This window comes from Stenotrophomonas sp. 05L44_2 (genome assembly GCF_056665995.1).
This window is the reverse complement of sequence record NZ_JBFTNR010000008.1, coordinates 1-15,969: the sequence shown is the minus strand read 5'-3', so window position 1 is coordinate 15,969 and position 15,969 is coordinate 1. Positions and strand designations below refer to the sequence as shown.

Genomic DNA, 15,969 nt, shown 5'->3' with positions numbered 1-15,969 from the left:
GCTGATGGCTGTTGATGCCCTGACCTCTTCGCTGGCTGCCCTGCAGGACGTGCTGGACTGCATGCCGGCGGTCCGCGCGATGCAGATCCGCCTGGATGGCTATGCCGACGGCGTGCTGCGCATCACCGCGCCGCTGGTGGCCAACGTCAATGACAAGGGCAATGCGTTCGGCGGCAGCCTGGCCTCGGTGCTGACCCTGTCCGGCTGGGCGCTGGTCAGCCTGCGCCTGCGCCTGGCCGGCCACGACGCCGAGGTCTACGTGGCCGACAGCAACCTGCGCTACCTGGCACCGGTCTATGAAGACCTGCATGCCCATGCCGAAGCGGCCGGAAGCGGCGCCTGGGAGACCTTCCTGGCCACCTTCCGCCAGCGCGGCAAGGCCCGCATCAGCATTGTCGCCACCCAGCCCGGTGCCGACGGCAAGGCCGCGGCCGAATTCAGCGGTCGCTTCGTTGCCTTCGCCAAAGGGTAGGATGGCAGGCTGACGCCCTGCGGAACCCACCGATGCGCCGCCTCATCCAGATCCTCCTGTGTTCCCTGCTGCTGCTCAGCGCCGCCGCCGGCGCTGCCGCCGACGACCTCAGCCGCAAGCAGCGCAAGCTGCTGGAAGAGACCCAGATCGCCTACGGTGCCACCATCCGCTGGGGCAGCATGGACGACGCCATCGCCTATCTGGACCCGCAGCTGCGCAAGACCAAGCCGCCGACCGACAGGCCGAGCGCACCGTGGTGGTGACCGAGCGCTGGCGCTGGGATCCGGAAGCCAAGCGCTGGTGGCAGAGTGCGGGCCTGCCGGACCTCTGGCAGGGGCAGTGACGGGTCGCGTCCGGCTTGTGCGACAATCGGCGCCCGCTTAATCGACCCGTGAYCTKAGTGAATTACGAAGAGTTGCTGGCCTTYGCMGGCCGAAACCCGATGYTGTCSRYGGCCCTGGTCGGCCTGACCGTGGCCCTCATCGTSACCGAARTCMGCCGCCTGTTCCGGGGCTTCAAGGGCATCAAGCCCGCCGAACTGACCCAGCTGATCAACGCGGGCGGCACGGTGGTGGTTGATCTGTCGCCCAGCGCTGATTTCGAAAAGGGCCACATCGCCGGCAGCCGCAGTGCCCAGGCCAGCGCGTTCGGCCCCGAGCACAAGCTGGTGGCCAACGCCAAGCAGGCCCCGGTGGTACTGGTGTGCCGCAGCGGCAACGCGTCCGAGACCGCCGCCAAGGCGCTGAAGAAGGCCGGCTTCGAAAAGGTCTTCGTGCTCGACGGCGGCATCCCCGCGTGGCAGCAGGCAGAACTGCCGCTGGTCAAGGGCCGCAACTGATCGCAGGCGGTGGCGGATGTGGCCTTGTTTGCGCCCTCCGCCGCCCCCATCGCAGTAATTCGACCATCGTTTTCATTGCATTCACTGGAGTTACTGGAAATGTCCGAAGAGACCACCAACGGCGCTGTCGCGCCGGTCGATGCCGCCACCGGCCCCGCGTTCACCGTCGAGAAGATCTACGTCAAGGACGTTTCTTTCGAGTCGCCGAATGCCCCGTCGATCTTCAACGACCAGGTGCAGCCGGAACTGCAGCTCAACCTGAACCAGCAGGTCCAGCGTCTGGGCGAGAATGCCTTTGAAGTCGTGCTGGCCGTGACCCTGACCTGCCAGGCCGGCGAGCGCACCGCGTACGTGGCCGAAGTGAAGCAGGCYGGCGTGTTCGGCCTGGTCGGCTTGGACCCGCAGTCGATCGACGTGCTCCTCGGCACCCAGTGCCCGAACATCCTGTTCCCGTACGTGCGCCAGCTGGTCAGCGACCTGATCCAGGCCGGCGGCTTCCCGCCGTTCTTCCTGCAGCCGATCAACTTCGAAGGCCTGTACGCAGAAACCCTGCGCCAGCGCCAGGAGCAGGGCGACGCACCGTCGCTGGCTGACTCCGAGCCGGCCGGCAACGCCTGATCCCGGCCGCGACGTCACGGATGAGCACTACCGCTGACAAGGTTGCCGTACTCGGCGCCGGTTCCTGGGGAACCGCGCTGGCGACGCTGCTCGCCCGCCACGGTCGCCAGACCGTGCTGTGGGGGCGCGATGCCGCCGTGGTCGAGGCCATCGACCAGCGCCACGAGAATCCGCGTTACCTGCCGGGCATTCCGTTGCCGGAATCGCTGCGCGCCACCACCGACCTCGCGTCGGCGGTGGAAGGTGCCGCCTGGATCCTGGTGGTGACCCCGTCGCATGCATTCGGTGAAACCGTGCGCGCGCTGGCACCGCTGCGTCCGGCCGGTGCCGGTGTGGCCTGGGCCACCAAGGGCTTCGAGCCCGGCTCTGGCCGCTTCCTGCATGAAGTGGCGCGCGAAGTGCTGGGCGAGGACGTGCCGCTGGCCGTTGTCACCGGGCCGTCGTTCGCCAAGGAAGTCACTCTGGGCCTGCCGACCGCGATCACCGTGCACGGCGACGTGCCCGAGTTCGCGCAGACGGTGGCCGAGGCGATGCACGGTCCGGCGTTTCGCGCCTACACCGGCGACGACATGGTCGGTGCCGAGCTGGGCGGTGCGATGAAGAACGTGCTGGCCGTGGCCACCGGCGTGGCCGATGGCATGCAGCTGGGCCTGAACGCCCGTGCCGGCCTGATCACCCGTGGCCTCAACGAGATGCTGCGCCTGGCGGCAGCGATCGGCGCCAAGCCGGAAACGCTGATGGGCCTGGCGGGGCTGGGCGACCTGGTGCTGACCTGCACCGGCGACCTGTCGCGCAACCGCCGCCTGGGCCTGGCCCTGGGCCGCGGGCAGACGCTGCAGGACGCCATCCGCGAAATCGGCCAGGTGGTCGAGTCGGTGCAGACCGCCGACGAGGTGATGCGACAGGCGCGCCGTCATGGCATCGACCTGCCCATCTCCGACCGCGTGCGCGCCGTGCTGCATGGCGAGCAGACCCCGGAAGAAGGATTGCGTGCGCTGTTGGCACGCGAACAGAAACCGGAGTATCCGGATACGCTGTTCAAGTGAATCGAAAAACCCCGGCCCAGCGCCGGGGTTTTTTCTGTGCGTGCGCGAAACCCATCCACGCATGGCGTGGATCTACTGCGGAACCCGCAGCGCCCATCACCGCGACTGCGGCGGCGCGTTGGTGTTGTCCATGTCCGAAAAAATCATCCATGGCCCACCCGCCACCCGCTTCAACGTCAGCGTGAACTTCCCGGTATCGCCTGCGTTGTTGCCGTAGGTGTAGGCACCAATGATGTAACCGGTGGATTCCTCTGCGGCATAGGCCAGCGCACGCAGCCGCAACGGGCTGCTTCCCTGGCCGGCATACGCCGCCTCGATCGCCGCGCGCCCGCGCACGGGCGGCTGGTTGCTCTGCAGGATGAAACCATCCTCGGCGAACAATCCCGCCAACGCCTTCGCATCACCGGTGCGCCACGCCTGTTCGTAATCGCGCAGCACGCGATCCAGCGCGGCGGGCAGGGGGACATCGGCAAGACGCGCGGCGGGCGAGCGTGCGGCGGGCTCCTGCGCAACAACAGGCCCGGCCAGCAACAGGCCACTGAGAAGAATCACGGCAAGTCTTGAACGGCACATACGTCTGCATCCTGGCAGTGATGGAAGGCGTGATTGCCAGAGTATCCACCTTGGCTGGCGGGTAGAATCACGCGGTCGCCGGCTGGGCGAATGGACACAGGACAGGGAATGACGTCTCGAATGATGGGAATGGCAGGGCTGGTCGCGTTGCTGGCCGCGTGCACGCAGGCACCGGCACCGGAAGCAGGCACCGCAGCTGCACCCGCCGCTACTGCTGCGCCGACGGAAGCCCCCGCCGCCACGGCCACGGTGGTCGAGAACGCGCCTTCCGTCGAAGACGGCGTGGACCCGTCGGTGTGGGACAACGAAGGCGAGCCGGAAGGTGAGACCCCCGGCGCCGAACTCACCTGCGCGGACAATCCGCTGGCGACTTATTTCTTCACCCTGGTCGGCGGCAACACCGTGGACGACTGCGGCCGCAAGGACCCGAAGGTGCTGGCCGCGTTCGACGCCCTGATGAAGAACACTGCCACGGCCGAATCGCCCGACAAGAACGTCCCCTCCCTGCGCGAACGCCTGCTGAGCGGTCCCAGCGGGCCTGGCGAATTGATGGTGCTGCAGGGCGAGCCGTGGTGGCTCTACACCGCCTGCCAGGCGCACCAGTGCTCGACCACCGCGCTGGCGATGCTGTATTCGCCGACGCACTCGAAGATGGTCGGCCGCCTTACCACCCGCTGCAACGTGTGGTGGCTGGGCGAGCCGAACGCGGAGCAGCGCGCGCTGATCGAGCGCGAGCGGCCGGTGGACGAGGCGATGCTGAAGGAAGAAGGCGATTCCTGCGAATGACCGGCGGTAACGCCGGAAGATTCTCCGGCGTTACGCCTCAGGCCGCATCCGCGCGCTGACCTGCGCGGTCAGCGCCAGGCACGCCATCATCAAACCCTCCATCACCCGATCGCCCACGTATTCGTCGTCCGGTCCGTTCTGGCGGACGCGCTCGGCCGCCAGCAGCATTTCCAGCGCGATGCGCAGGCCCGCCAGTGCGCAGTCCGCATCGGCCAGCGCCATGCGGCGGCCGGGCATCTGATGACGCTCCGGCCACGGCTGGCCGTCGGCGGCTGCGCCGTTGCCGATACGCGTCAGCGTGGCGATGAAAGCTCTGGGATCGATCGCAGATGCTTGCTCTGATGACGCATCGTCAGCTGCGCGATAGGGATGGGGACGGGGGAATTCCGGTGCAGTCATGGCTGGGGCTCCGTGCAGGACAGACGGTAGCCGCCACACAAAGGTGGCGGGCGGAGACGTGGCTCGAAAACCGGGACAATGAACCGGCAGGCACAAGGCCTCCACGCTCCGCCCGCCGCAGCCGGCAGACGGATTGCCGACCGACGCCACGCGAGGTGGCGTCGGCCGGCAAGCGCAATCACTTCATTGTCGATACGGGTTTTCGAGGCCCGGCCGCCCCAGATGAGGCGGCTCGTCATCTGTACCTGTGCCGACGCGCAGTGCCAATCAGAAGAGTTGCATTCAATGCTTGATGCAAGACGCTTTCGGCATTCTTGCATGCTGTTAAGCCGCCCCAGACGCCGATGGCGCAAGGGCCCTCGGCGATAGAGGAATATGCGACATGGGTCGTGATTGCCAGCGTAGTGGGCTGACACGTCAACGAGGCAATAACGACAGAACTCCGCGATGCGGCGATACAACGTGGTGCTAGTCGAGCTCTATGAGAAAGCGCGTGGCCATGGCAGATGGCACCACAGACGCCCCGACCCGCTTCAGTTCAACCAGCCCATAGCCTTCCATCATCCGAAGGGTACGAGAAAGGCTTGGAACCTTGCGCCCGCAGTGCTCGGACAGTTCGGTGAGCGACCTGGGTTGAAGTTCGCGCAGCAGTCGCAACAGCCGGCGGTTCTCATCGCTCAATACTGCGGCCAGGGAAGACAGGGTGGAGAAGGCTATCGCCCCCTCCGTAACCTGCGGTGGTGCCGATCTGTCCTTTCGTTCTCCACCGATGACACAACGTCGGAAGGTACTTTGGACTGGCGAACGGCACGTATCGGAATCTGTCATCGGTGCGGGATTGCATTGGGACCGATAGATCATGTCTGGCCGAGCACGCGCTGGATTGAACAAACGGCGCATGGATGGCGCAACCGAAGGCTGTGTCTGCTTCCGGCCAGCAGCAGCCGCACGAGGCTCACGATCACGCTTGCCTCACCCGTTCGGGGCAGGCGGGGACCCGAGCCTGCCGGCAGACCAGCGACCTTATCCTTGGAAGGACAACGCAATGAGTACCTCCAACCGCAAGACGGCCAGCTTCGGCGTGCCGTGGGAATCGACCTATGGGTATGTACAGGCCGTGCGCGTGAACAATTCGATCTTCGTGTCGGGCCAGCTCTCGCACACGCCGGAGGGACAGCTGGTGGCACCGGCCGCTCTGGGCGCTGATGGAAAGCCTGCCAACTTCGACACCATGGAAGCGCAGATGAAGCGCACCTACGAGAACGCGCAGGTGTTGTTGGCCGAGCTGGGTGGATCGTTGGCGGATGTGGTTGAGGAAACCCTGTTTGTCATTGATGTGCCTGCGGCGTTCGCCGCCAGCAGCAAGGTCAGGCCTGCCGTCTATGGCCAGCCTGTTCCCCAGGTGGCCAGCAACCTCATCGGGGTTTCCGCGCTCGCCTTCCCCGAACAGTTGATCGAGATCGCGTTCCGCGCTGAAGTGCAGCCGTAGCCGGACCCTGAAGCGAAGGAGCACCCCGCGCTGACATGGAAAGCCCGCGGGCGCATTCACGCCCGCAGGCCTTCCTCACGTTGGCTCCGCAGCTTACATGCCCAGGTCGGACAGCCCCGGGTGATCATCCGGGCGGCGCCCCAGTGGCCAGTGGAACTTGCGTTCGCTGTCCTTGATGGGCATGTCGTTGATGCACGAGAAGCGGCGCTCCATCAGACCATCCGCGCCGAACTCCCAGTTCTCGTTTCCATAGGAGCGGAACCAGTTTCCAGAGTCGTCGCGCCATTCATAGGCGTAGCGCACGGCGATGCGGTTGCCGGTGAATGCCCACAATTCCTTGATCAGGCGGTACTCAAGCTCCTTCTTCCACTTTCGGGCAAGGAACTGCCGGGCTTCCTCGCGGCCGTTGGTGAACTCGGCGCGGTTTCGCCACTGGGTGTCGAGCGAATAGGCAAGCGCCACTTTGTCGGCATCGCGGGAATTCCAGCCATCTTCTGCCAAGCGAACCTTCTGGATCGCCGCTTCGAGAGTGAACGGGGGAAGGGGGGGACGGGGTGCTTCTGCGGACACGGTGGGGCCTCCAGTGGAAATGGATGAACGGGGTACTGCGGCGGGATTTCGGTTACTGCGGCGTTAGCGCGTGGCTTGCTTCAACAACAACTGCGCAACGTCCCTTGCGGTGTCTGCGGCGTCGTAGTCACCCATCACGCGCGATACGGTGATGGCGCCTTCCATCAGAAGCAGGAGCTGCTGCGCCAGAACGGCCGGCTGCGCGATGTTCAGTTGCCCGGTGAGCTCCAGCGTGTAATCGAGCAGTTTCTGCTTGTGGTGCTTGGCGATCCTGCGGATCGGGTCGTGAGAATCGCCGACCTCGCCTGCCGTGTTGATGAAGGCACAGCCGCGATAGCCCTCGGACCTGAACCAACCTTTGAGCACCGTGAACATGCCCAGGATGCGCGCTTCCGGGCTGCCGGCCTTGTCGCATTCCTGCCTGAACCAGTTGAGCCAGCGCACGTCCCGCGCGCTCAGCGCGGCTGCGGCAACCTGGTCCTTGTTTTCAAAGTGTCGGTAAATGCTCTTGCGCGCAACGCCAGAGGTCTTCACCAGCAGATCCATGCCGGTCGCATGTATTCCGTTCTGGTAAATCAGCGCCTCCGCCGTGTCCAGGATCTTCAGTCGGGTGTCGGTCGTTGTCTTATCCATGGCGCCAAGGTAGAACGATCGTTCTACCTTGTCAACCAGCGATTACACATCAGCTCGGCGGCGCAGTTGCCGAAGGCGACCTGCCAGGTAATCCGGACATTTCCAGAACCTGTAGCGCCCGGCCGGGTTGACGAATATCTGCTCGGATTGCATGCACACGCCAGCGTCCACTTTCGGCCAGAAGCTGACATCGCGAGGCCCTCTAGTCGCTTACAGGAGCATTCCTCCTGAGGCCTCAATGCGCTGACCGGTAATCCAATGACTGCCTCCCGCCAGCAGGTTTGCCACGGCCATGCCGATGTCGTCGGGGCGACCCGTACGTCCCATCGCCGTGTGCTGTGCCACATAGTGGTTCACGGCGGCATCGTCGCGCACTGCACCGCCGAAGAAGTCGGTCTCGGTGGCGCCAGGGGCTACGGCGTTGACCGCGATGCCCCTCGGTCCCAGCTCGAGCGCGAGATAGTGGGTGGCGGTTTCCAGTGCGCTCTTCATTGCTGCGTACACCAGGCTGCCCGCAGCCACGTGGCGGGTAAGGCTGGTGGAGATGTTGATGATGGCGCCGCCATCGGCCAGCTGCGGCGCCAGCAACTGGGTCAGCAGCAGTGGCGCTTTGAAATGCACGCGGTACAGCAGGTCGATGTCATCGCCGCGGATCTCACCGAACGCCGATGGTGCGTGCAGCCCTGCATTGTTCACCAGCTGTTGGAAGTACGATGCACCCCAGCGCTGCAATTGTGCCCGCACAGCCGATACGAAGGTCTCCAGTGATCCAACCGCATCCAGATCCAGCGGCAGCATCGCGGCGCGTACGCCATAGGCTTCGATCTGGCGCAGGGTTTCGGCGGCCTGAACCTGCTGATGCTGGTAGGTAATCATCACGTCGCTACCCTGCCTGGCCAAGTGGAGGGCAATGCTGCGGCCAATGCCGCGGCTGCCGCCGGTAACCAGGGCGATGGTGCGCGGAGTGTGTACGCTGTTCATGGTGGCTTTGTCTCGTGAAACGGAGCGTGACATGCTGCGCCCACGGTGCCGTCCGCACTTGCCCAATTGCACACGATCCTTGCCCGATTTCCCTGCTACCTGTGATCGCCAAGCCCCGCTGCGTGCATTAGCGCTGCAGGCGCAGGCGGTGCTGCGCGCACGCAGCCTGGACGCGGAGCCGCTGCTGGAACTTCTGCCCGGCGCTTGGCTGGCGCGTACAGGATCAACGCGCGCTCCGGCCCCGGCTCTGTACCGTCCCGCGGTGGCGGCGGTGCTACAGGGGGCCAAACAGGTATGGGTGGGCGATGCGGTGCTGGAATATCGCGCCGGCGATGCACTACTCACCCGTCAGCCCGTTCCCGCTCGCGGGATGGCCGCCCGGGGCAACCACCAGACGCATTTTCTGGGGCTGGTGGTGGAGTTGGACACCGTCTTGTTGCGACAGTTGCTGAGCCAGTTGGGCAACCCACCGACAGGCCAAGCGCCTCATCCTGCGCCATTCAGTGTGGTAGCGCTGGATTCACCCGTACTGAGCTGTCTGCTGCGTCTGCTGGAGCTGGCCCTCGACACGCCCGACGCCCAGCGGCTGCTGTGGCCTGCCCTGCAGCGTGAGCTGCTGTTTCGTCTGTTGCAGGGTGAAGCAGGGCCAGCACTGCTGGCGATGGCCCAGCCATCTCCCTTGGCACGGCGGATGGCGGGCGCGATTCGCACCCTGCAACGCAGCTTCCGGCAACCGCTTGATGCGGCCGCGCTGGCCAGCCGTGCAGGCATGGGCAGCGCGCTGTTCTATCGGCATTTCCGTGCGGCAACGGGCCTGTCACCGCTGCAGTACCAGAAGCAGYTGCGCCTGATCGAGGCACGTCGCCTGCTGCAGGGGGGCGGCACCAGCATCTCCGCCACCGCGTTCGCCGTGGGCTACGAGAGCCCTTCTCAGTTCAGCCGCGAGTTCAGTCGGCTGTTCGGCCACGCACCGCGCGAGGCTCTCCCGCTGATCGCTCGATGAGTATCAGCCTTGCTCGGCCACTTGGCGCTGCAGCATCGCGATTCCGGCTTCCAGCGTAACCGCCGGCCGATAGCGAAGCTCGCTGCGTGCACGGCTGTCATCCAGCGTGACCTCCACCGCTGAAGATGCGAACTCCTGGCGGGTCATTGGCGCACGCAGAGGCAGCCGCAGTCTGCGGAACAGGTCATCCAGTCCGATGAAAACACGCAGCAGCGCACGCGGCACCTGTTTTTCAGGCGGTTGTACGCCATAAGCCAGCAACTGAGCGCCAATCAGACGGCGGAACGGCACGGGCGCACCATCGCAGATGTGGTAGACACGGCCGCCCGCACCGCGCGTCAAGGCGCAGCAGACCGCTTCAGCCAGGTTGTCCACGTGGGTGGACGAGGTGAGGTAGTGCCCGCCGTCGATCCAGGCGAAGCGGCCGCTGCGTACGGCCTGCAGCAAGTAGGGCATAGCGGTCGTGTTGTCGCGGCCCCAGACAAATCTTGGTCGCAGCACCTTCACTGCGAAATGCGGTGTGGACAGCGCGATCGCCACCCGTTCTGCTTCAGCCTTGCTCGCGCCGTAGATGCCTGCTGCGCGCGCCGGATACTGATGGTTCTCGCGCGCCTGATGCAAAGGCGCACCGGTGGTCAGTGCCGATTCGCTGCTCAGCACGATCGCCACCGACACACCCGCAGTACGGGCGGCCGTCAGCACGTTGCGGGTGCCTTCCACGTTGGTCTGCCACTGGCTGGGTGAAGCATTTCGGTGGTCGGTGTCGGCGGCCGCGTGGATCAGCGCGGCGCAGCCCTCCATCGCCAAAGCGATGTCGGGGTCCAGCAGATCGCCGTGTACCGGCTGGGCGCCCAGCGCCTGTACCACCGCCGCCGCCTGGGGGCTGCGCACCAGCGCACGCACGTGGTGACCGTCTRCACACAGGCGGCGAATCAGATTGCGGCCCACGTAGCCGCTTCCTCCGGTCAGGAAGAGGGTGGAAGAACTCATCAGGGTTACCTCGGGGGAGAGAACGGGTTCAGCGCGGCGGCGTCTCGATCAACGCGCCAATGTCCTGCAGCAGCTGCTGCCGCTGCGCGGCCGGCCACTGCACGTAGTCCAGCGACTCCAGCAGCTTCATACCCTCCAGCGCGAGGTATGCCAGCAACGCGCTGCGTGGGTGCGTGGCCTGCTGCTGGATCTCGGCCAGGATCTGCGCCTGGTTGTGCTGGATGGGTGCGCGCAGCTGTGGATCTTGGGCCATGGCCGCGCACAGCGCCAAGGCCACCGGCTGGAATGCCTCGGGAAAGGGCTGGGCCGCTGCGGCAATACGACCGCGCAGCAGCGCATCCTGGTTGAACCCCTTGGCCGCCTCGCGGTTGAAGGCGTTGTCGCGGGCCACCGCACGTTCGACCACGGCCTGGATGAGACCGGCCTTGGACTGGAAGTCGTAGACCACCGAGGCCTTGCTGACCCCGGCTTCGGCGGCCACCGCATCCAACGTCAGGCGCGCCGCCCCCACCTGGGCGACAACGCGCTCGGCAGCATCAAGGAGCTGCTGCGGATCAATACTTTTGCGACGGCCCATCACCGGATTCCATATTTAACCATCCGGTCGATTATAAATATGGATGCGATGGTGTAAAGCCCTCTGGGCGGCCTACAGCGCGTCGTAGAGTGCGCCAGCGCCTGCTGCATCCACTGCTGGATGTTCGCTTCGCGCTGCCGGTGGCGCGCTCGACCGGCAGCCGTCACTTGCGCCGGTCGTCGGTTGCCTCCTGCTTGTCCACGTAGCCAGCACCTACAAGACCTTTCAGCAGCTGGGTCACGGCCGCAGTGGAGGTTTCGGTGCCCTCTGTCTTCAACCTGACGTGCGATGGAGCATCAGCAGGAAGAGCAAGCTCCGCGTGAGCGTGCGCAACTGCTGCAGCAGGCGATCATTTCGGGGAACGCCTACTTCGACGAGAGCGGCTCGACGGATATCGAGCGGCGCCGCAAGACGGCGCTGTTGTATCGGGCAACGCTGGAAATCAAGCTCTGAACGGTCATCGACGATCGGCGCGACCACGAGACCAAGGAGATGGCCTGACCTGCGCAATGTCTGCATTCGGACAGATCGGTCGTTCACCTCCCGCAGGGGGCCCGAGTGTCCGCCACGACCAAGCCTGAAAAGGCCGCAATCACCCTCGCATCAACCTACACAACGGTTCCATGGGATGATGCGGTGCCCACCGGACGAGCGACCATGCAGAAGCTGACGGACCCCAATCTGCTGGACGACATCGCCGAGATTGGTCGAATCCAGGCCGTGCCGCGAATCCTGGAGACCGTCGCCCACATCACGGGCTCACGATTCACGGCCATTGCCCGCGTGACCCAGACAACCTGGACCGCGTGCGCCACCTTCGACACCCTGGGGTTCGGGCTGGTTCCCGGTGGCCAACTGGTGCTTGAGACCACCATCTGTGACGAGATCAGGCAGTCGGCGACGTCAGTTGTATTTGCGCATGCAAGCGAGCACCCGATTTACTCCCAGCATCACACGCCACGGATCTACGGGCTTGAGAGCTATGCGTCCGTTCCCATCCATCGGCCAGACGGGAGCTTCTTCGGCACGCTCTGCGCGATTGATTCGGCACCGGCCAACTTCGACATAGCCCACGTCCAACGCTCCATGGAACTGCTGGCCGACCTGGTAGGAAGTTACCTCGACAAGGAAGATCGCCTTGTGCGAGCGGAAACGGCGCTCTCCGACGCGCATCGTGTCGCCGACCTGCGCGACCAGTTCATTGCCGTGCTGGGTCATGACCTGCGCAGTCCGCTGCAGGCCATCAGCATCGCCGCAGATTCGCTGGCATGTGAGGCGGGCACTGAGCGCCAGCAACGGATGCTCGCGCACATCACCTCCGGCGTTGCCAGAATGGACGGACTGATCAACGACGTGCTTGATTTCGCCAGGGGACGTCTGGGCGGCGGCATTCCCATCGCGCTGCAGCTGACAAGCACGCTGGAAGAAGACCTGAAGCGGGTTGTGGAAGAGGTGGAAATCGCCACTGGCCGCCAGGACATCAAGGTCCACATAAAGATAGACGACGACGTGGTCTGCGACCCGAGCAGATTGGCACAGCTCCTGGCCAACCTGCTCACCAATGCAGCGGTACACGGAGAGCGCTCGTCCCCGATTACGCTGACCGTCCACTCCGAGCCGGAAATGCTCACGCTCGACGTACACAACGAGGGACACATTCCATCAGCGAGGTTGGACGCGATTTTCAGCCCATTCTCACGTGAAAAGAGTGAGCGTCCGCGGCCGGGTCTCGGCCTCGGCATCTACATTGCGTCGGAGATCGCGCGGTCCCATGGCGGCACGTTGGAGGTGGAGTCCAGTGCGGCCGCCGGCACCTTGTTCACGTTCAAGATGCCCAGGCTGGAGCTTCCGTAGCGGTCTGCCGCGACCACGTCCGCAGCCTTCAACCGGGTTTCATTTGCGGGCGTGTCGCGCGTCTTTTTCATCCACGTCCTTCGCAGCCGCGCGACTCTGCGCGAACTCCGGGAACGTTTCTTCGATCGAATCCTTGTCCGGCAGCACGTAGAACACGCCGCCTTTCTCGAACGTGGGATGCACGATCTGCTCGTAGAACCCGGGCGAGACATTGATGCAGCCGTGGGTGACACGGTTGTCGTCCGGCGTGGCCGATGCCAGTCGTTCGCTGCGCTTCTCTTTCGGGGTGCCCGGGGGAAGCGGGTGCATTGAAACGGCGGAATCGTAGTCCACCCACAGCACGCGTCCGGCGTCCTCGGACGGGCCATAGGCGCCAATGAAACGACCCGCCGGGGTGGTGCGGTCGTGGCCGGGAATCGCGCTCAGTGCGAGCTTGGCGACGCCGGGTGCCGAGTGATCGCCGATGGCCGAACCAAACAGCGCTGGCGCTGCGCCGCGCAGCTTGCCGTCACCGCCGAAGACCAGGACCTGCGCAGCCGCCTTGTCCATGATCGCGAACGGATAGCCCTGGTTGTCCTTGCTGGCCACGACCCAGCCGGCCAGTTCAATCACCGTATCGGACACTTCCTGGCCCTGCGGAAGTTCATCGGCGGCGGTCGCCGTTTCCGTGGGTGCGTCCTTGGCTTCCTTGGCGTTCCTGGCGCTGGCTGCGCCGGTTCCTGCCAGTGCCAGCGCGATGGCCAGCGTGGCCGATACGGCCCGGCGTGCAGGGAGTGAGTACGTACGAATGGGACGGCTCCTTCGGATGACGACCGAGAGGCTGAAAGACACCAGTGGCCGGTGAAGGCCACTGGTGTCTGGTTCAAGCGTTCATCAAAGTGGGTGGAGAGCGGTTACCCGCGCGGCTTGCGGCCGGGGACCCTTTCGAGCTGCTGCACGCGGCCTTCGATCTGATCCAGACGCTGGTTGGCCTGCTGTGCAGACTGGTTGGCGGATTCGGCGCTCTGCGCCGCGCCCTGCACCTTCACGTCGAGCTGGTCGAGACGCGAGTTGATCGTTGCAAATTCGTCTTTGTAGGTGGCGCAAGCACCGAGGCTTACGGTAGCAACGATGGCTACGGTGACGGCACGTGCCGCGTTGATTTGCTGCTTGGTCAGGAACATTCCACTCCCTCCTTCGTCTGGGGAGTCTGGAATATAGCGGCGTTTGTTCCCGCCGCTGCGAAGTGCTTTCAGCTGCAGTTGGAAGACGTGGATGGCCTGTGAAGGTCGGGCAATCAGCAATCCTTAACAAGCGGGAACAAGCGAGCTCTGCCGCATCGGTTGATGTCCTTGTGCCACTTCGATCTCCCCAATTCATAAGCCTGAAGCCGACTCATGGTGTTCCTCTCGATGGGCGCCGATGAGCGTGGCGCAACAACATCGACGCGGGCACCGCGGTTTCGTGTGTGCAGGCCTCATGGCGCAGGGCGATCAGGTCGAAGATGCAAGCGCTCTTCGCGCGGCATGGATGGTTGCGACGGGTCGCCTAGATGCGGACTACGAGGAGCGAAGGTGATATGGCGCGGGCACGAAATCAGGAGTGACTCATCATTGATGAAAACCGCCTAAGGTTAGATTCAATGCGTTGATCYACGTCCCGAGCTTCGCAGGCCCATATGTCGGAAAGCACCGGATACTCTGAATGGACGTCTCAGGGAGAAATGCTCTCCCATCAAGGTGGACGAACGGCCCGTCAGTCTCGGTCAGAACGCCATCAGGTGGCATGAGCTGCACTAACTTACGTCCTCTTTCACTCAGTAGCATGGCTGGCCCAATCGAGAACCGGTAGGCCATTTCTACAGCACGCGCGAGCTCACGCTTGCTTCCGGAGAAGCAGTGAAGAGTCGGCCAACCCGCCTCTGGCTGACGCTCAAGAGCATCTGGCGCAGATGACATTCAACCCGCGGTGCGACCTTCCGGCGTGCTCGCTCGGATAGTGGGAAGTTCACTAGCAGACGCGTGCTTGCCAATCTGAAGAGCCAAGTCGCCGGCGAACAAGCAGGCAGCACATAGAAAAGTGTATTGCGCTACACGCGCGATCTTGGCTTTAATTGGCAGTCCTCGAATTTTCATCCTGTGTTGACAGAACAGGGCGACCGCACAATATATGGTCCAGAAGCCCAAAATTATGCAGACGAGTGCGCCCGCGATTTTCGTGAAATTGTCCAGCCCGCTGCCCAGCAAAGCGTGAGAGGCCGCAATGACGGCCAAGCCCAGCGTTACTCCCTTGGTCAGTTCTATCTGGTCTTTGATGTTAACGAAAAATCGCTCATTCTTCTCTAGGGCCTCTACCTCTCGGGGCGTCTGTGTTACCGGGGGGGGCTGGACTGGCAAGGGTTCGGTCCTGTATGTCATTCACTCGTTCCTAACTGTCGTTTGTTGACTACTATCGGCGCGACGGGCGCAAATCTTGAGATGACAGCTGATTGGGTGACCCATGTCACTCTCGATAGTGCGAATCTAGGAAGCCCGCTAGGTCACCCATGTGGTCCTCCACATAATAATGGTGCCCCTGGCCCGGCTCGAACCGGCATTTGCCACCCATCTGGCGCTGACGGGATATGAATCCGCTGCTCTGCTAATTGAGCTACAGGGGTGTGATCGTTGCGATCACGCCGGTGCCGCCCTCAGAAGCGGTAATGGACAGGAATACTCAGGGATGCACCTTTAGAATCATCCATCCTTTCACTTGGAGAGGTGGTTCTCAAGGCATCCGGTCCTGATGTCGCGCCGACACCACGCGCGCTGGTTGATTCCAGCGCGCTTCGTGCGGCGTGAATGGTCGCGACCGGCCGCTCAGACCCCGACTTCAATGATCCAGCGTAGGTCGATAGGAATTGACCAGCCTGATTTATGGACTGCAGATCACTCGTAGCTTGGTATTTACAATGCTTTTTATGTACACGTAGCTCGTGCCGAGCACCGTCAATACTTCATCTAGATTGCTCCGAAGAGAGATTGCCGGCTGCACAATGACAAAGCCAATCCGAACTTCCATGTCTCGAGCCTTCCTACGCAGCAAGTCGAGGGCCTCGGGCGACCCCTTTAGGATGCGATTCCTTCCCTTACTTTCAGATTTGCTGTAGCGATCTAGCAGGC

The 15,969-nt window shown here is 63.9% G+C and carries 21 protein-coding genes and 1 pseudogene; 11 read left to right on the top strand and 11 right to left on the bottom strand.

All coding sequences use genetic code 11. From position 1 onward, the window contains the following. Positions 1-4: 4 nt before the first annotated feature. From AC1VAN_RS00580 to AC1VAN_RS00560, 5 genes and pseudogenes are all read left to right on the top strand, one after another. The gene (locus tag AC1VAN_RS00580) at positions 5-472 is read left to right on the top strand and encodes a YiiD C-terminal domain-containing protein (RefSeq protein ID WP_032951885.1); all 468 of its coding nucleotides are present in this window, start codon (positions 5-7) and stop codon (positions 470-472) included. A gap of 32 nt (positions 473-504) precedes the next feature. Then, a pseudogene (locus AC1VAN_RS00575) lies at positions 505-815 on the top strand (hypothetical protein). A 57-nt stretch (positions 816-872) separates the two neighbouring features. Further along, complete coding sequence (locus AC1VAN_RS00570) at positions 873-1,310, top strand: rhodanese-like domain-containing protein (protein ID WP_480985070.1); 438 nt, start codon at positions 873-875, stop codon at positions 1,308-1,310. 99 nt (positions 1,311-1,409) lie between these two features. Next, entirely contained in the window at positions 1,410-1,928 is a 519-nt protein-coding gene (secB, locus tag AC1VAN_RS00565) for a protein-export chaperone SecB (RefSeq protein ID WP_025875931.1), read from the top strand. A 20-nt stretch (positions 1,929-1,948) separates the two neighbouring features. Next, a complete protein-coding gene (locus tag AC1VAN_RS00560; RefSeq protein WP_032978039.1) occupies positions 1,949-2,974 on the top strand; it encodes an NAD(P)H-dependent glycerol-3-phosphate dehydrogenase in 1,026 nt (341 codons plus the stop codon). A 96-nt stretch (positions 2,975-3,070) separates the two neighbouring features. On the opposite strand, the gene AC1VAN_RS00555 is transcribed toward AC1VAN_RS00560, so the two are convergent. Further along, a complete protein-coding gene (locus AC1VAN_RS00555) occupies positions 3,071-3,526 on the bottom strand; it encodes a YybH family protein (RefSeq protein WP_442251499.1) in 456 nt (151 codons plus the stop codon). A 129-nt stretch (positions 3,527-3,655) separates the two neighbouring features. Here AC1VAN_RS00555 and AC1VAN_RS00550 point away from each other — a divergent pair, with 129 nt between their 5' ends. Beyond that, the gene (locus AC1VAN_RS00550; protein WP_442251500.1) at positions 3,656-4,333 is read left to right on the top strand and encodes a hypothetical protein; all 678 of its coding nucleotides are present in this window, start codon (positions 3,656-3,658) and stop codon (positions 4,331-4,333) included. A gap of 30 nt (positions 4,334-4,363) precedes the next feature. Here the strand turns inward: AC1VAN_RS00550 and AC1VAN_RS00545 are convergent, their stop codons facing one another. Both AC1VAN_RS00545 and AC1VAN_RS00540 read right to left on the bottom strand, forming a co-directional pair. Beyond that, the gene (locus AC1VAN_RS00545) at positions 4,364-4,732 is read right to left on the bottom strand and encodes a hypothetical protein (protein WP_442251501.1); all 369 of its coding nucleotides are present in this window, start codon (positions 4,730-4,732) and stop codon (positions 4,364-4,366) included. Positions 4,733-5,200: 468 nt separating this feature from the next. Next, positions 5,201-5,560, bottom strand: coding sequence for an HVO_A0114 family putative DNA-binding protein (locus tag AC1VAN_RS00540; protein WP_051562394.1), 360 nt, complete (start codon positions 5,558-5,560; stop codon positions 5,201-5,203). A 217-nt stretch (positions 5,561-5,777) separates the two neighbouring features. On the opposite strand from AC1VAN_RS00540, the gene AC1VAN_RS00535 reads away from it, so the two are divergent. Next, positions 5,778-6,221: a RidA family protein gene (locus AC1VAN_RS00535; protein WP_442251502.1), complete on the top strand. Its 444-nt coding sequence runs from the start codon at positions 5,778-5,780 to the stop codon at positions 6,219-6,221. Positions 6,222-6,314: 93 nt separating this feature from the next. Here AC1VAN_RS00535 and AC1VAN_RS00530 read toward each other — a convergent pair whose 3' ends face one another. The 3 genes from AC1VAN_RS00530 to AC1VAN_RS00520 form a co-directional block, all read right to left on the bottom strand. Beyond that, positions 6,315-6,791, bottom strand: coding sequence for a nuclear transport factor 2 family protein (locus tag AC1VAN_RS00530; RefSeq protein ID WP_154879023.1), 477 nt, complete (start codon positions 6,789-6,791; stop codon positions 6,315-6,317). 63 nt (positions 6,792-6,854) lie between these two features. Further along, on the bottom strand, positions 6,855-7,424 hold the full coding sequence (locus AC1VAN_RS00525; protein ID WP_442251503.1) for a TetR/AcrR family transcriptional regulator: 570 nt from the start codon (positions 7,422-7,424) through the stop codon (positions 6,855-6,857). Positions 7,425-7,634: 210 nt separating this feature from the next. Next, positions 7,635-8,405 carry an SDR family NAD(P)-dependent oxidoreductase gene (locus AC1VAN_RS00520; protein WP_478013555.1) on the bottom strand — a complete coding sequence of 257 codons (771 nt, stop codon included), beginning with the start codon at positions 8,403-8,405 and terminating at the stop codon, positions 7,635-7,637. Here AC1VAN_RS00520 and AC1VAN_RS00515 point away from each other — a divergent pair. Beyond that, the gene (locus AC1VAN_RS00515) at positions 8,389-9,408 is read left to right on the top strand and encodes an AraC family transcriptional regulator (protein ID WP_442251505.1); all 1,020 of its coding nucleotides are present in this window, start codon (positions 8,389-8,391) and stop codon (positions 9,406-9,408) included. The two genes, AC1VAN_RS00520 and AC1VAN_RS00515, sit on opposite strands and share 17 nt — an antisense overlap. Positions 9,409-9,411: 3 nt before the next feature. Here AC1VAN_RS00515 and AC1VAN_RS00510 read toward each other — a convergent pair whose 3' ends face one another. Next, on the bottom strand, positions 9,412-10,398 hold the full coding sequence (locus tag AC1VAN_RS00510) for an NAD-dependent epimerase/dehydratase family protein (protein ID WP_480985069.1): 987 nt from the start codon (positions 10,396-10,398) through the stop codon (positions 9,412-9,414). 28 nt (positions 10,399-10,426) lie between these two features. After that, positions 10,427-10,975: a TetR/AcrR family transcriptional regulator gene (locus AC1VAN_RS00505; RefSeq protein WP_025875904.1), complete on the bottom strand. Its 549-nt coding sequence runs from the start codon at positions 10,973-10,975 to the stop codon at positions 10,427-10,429. A 288-nt stretch (positions 10,976-11,263) separates the two neighbouring features. Between AC1VAN_RS00505 and AC1VAN_RS00500 the strand changes: the two genes are divergently transcribed. Further along, positions 11,264-11,428 carry a hypothetical protein gene (locus AC1VAN_RS00500; RefSeq protein ID WP_442251507.1) on the top strand — a complete coding sequence of 55 codons (165 nt, stop codon included), beginning with the start codon at positions 11,264-11,266 and terminating at the stop codon, positions 11,426-11,428. A 105-nt stretch (positions 11,429-11,533) separates the two neighbouring features. Further along, the gene (locus AC1VAN_RS00495) at positions 11,534-12,829 is read left to right on the top strand and encodes a GAF domain-containing sensor histidine kinase (RefSeq protein WP_442251508.1); all 1,296 of its coding nucleotides are present in this window, start codon (positions 11,534-11,536) and stop codon (positions 12,827-12,829) included. Between the two features lie 39 nt (positions 12,830-12,868). Here AC1VAN_RS00495 and AC1VAN_RS00490 read toward each other — a convergent pair whose 3' ends face one another. The 3 genes from AC1VAN_RS00490 to AC1VAN_RS00480 form a co-directional block, all read right to left on the bottom strand. Then, positions 12,869-13,567 (bottom strand): hypothetical protein, encoded by a 699-nt coding sequence (locus AC1VAN_RS00490; RefSeq protein WP_032978312.1) that lies wholly within the window; start codon positions 13,565-13,567, stop codon positions 12,869-12,871. 155 nt (positions 13,568-13,722) lie between these two features. Beyond that, positions 13,723-13,992, bottom strand: coding sequence for a hypothetical protein (locus AC1VAN_RS00485; protein ID WP_025875897.1), 270 nt, complete (start codon positions 13,990-13,992; stop codon positions 13,723-13,725). Between the two features lie 426 nt (positions 13,993-14,418). After that, positions 14,419-14,766, bottom strand: a complete 348-nt coding sequence (locus tag AC1VAN_RS00480; protein ID WP_480985068.1) for a TatD family hydrolase — start codon at positions 14,764-14,766, stop codon at positions 14,419-14,421. A 126-nt stretch (positions 14,767-14,892) separates the two neighbouring features. Between AC1VAN_RS00480 and AC1VAN_RS00475 the strand changes: the two genes are divergently transcribed. Beyond that, positions 14,893-15,153, top strand: a complete 261-nt coding sequence (locus AC1VAN_RS00475) for a hypothetical protein (RefSeq protein ID WP_442251510.1) — start codon at positions 14,893-14,895, stop codon at positions 15,151-15,153. Positions 15,154-15,969: the final 816 nt, after the last annotated feature.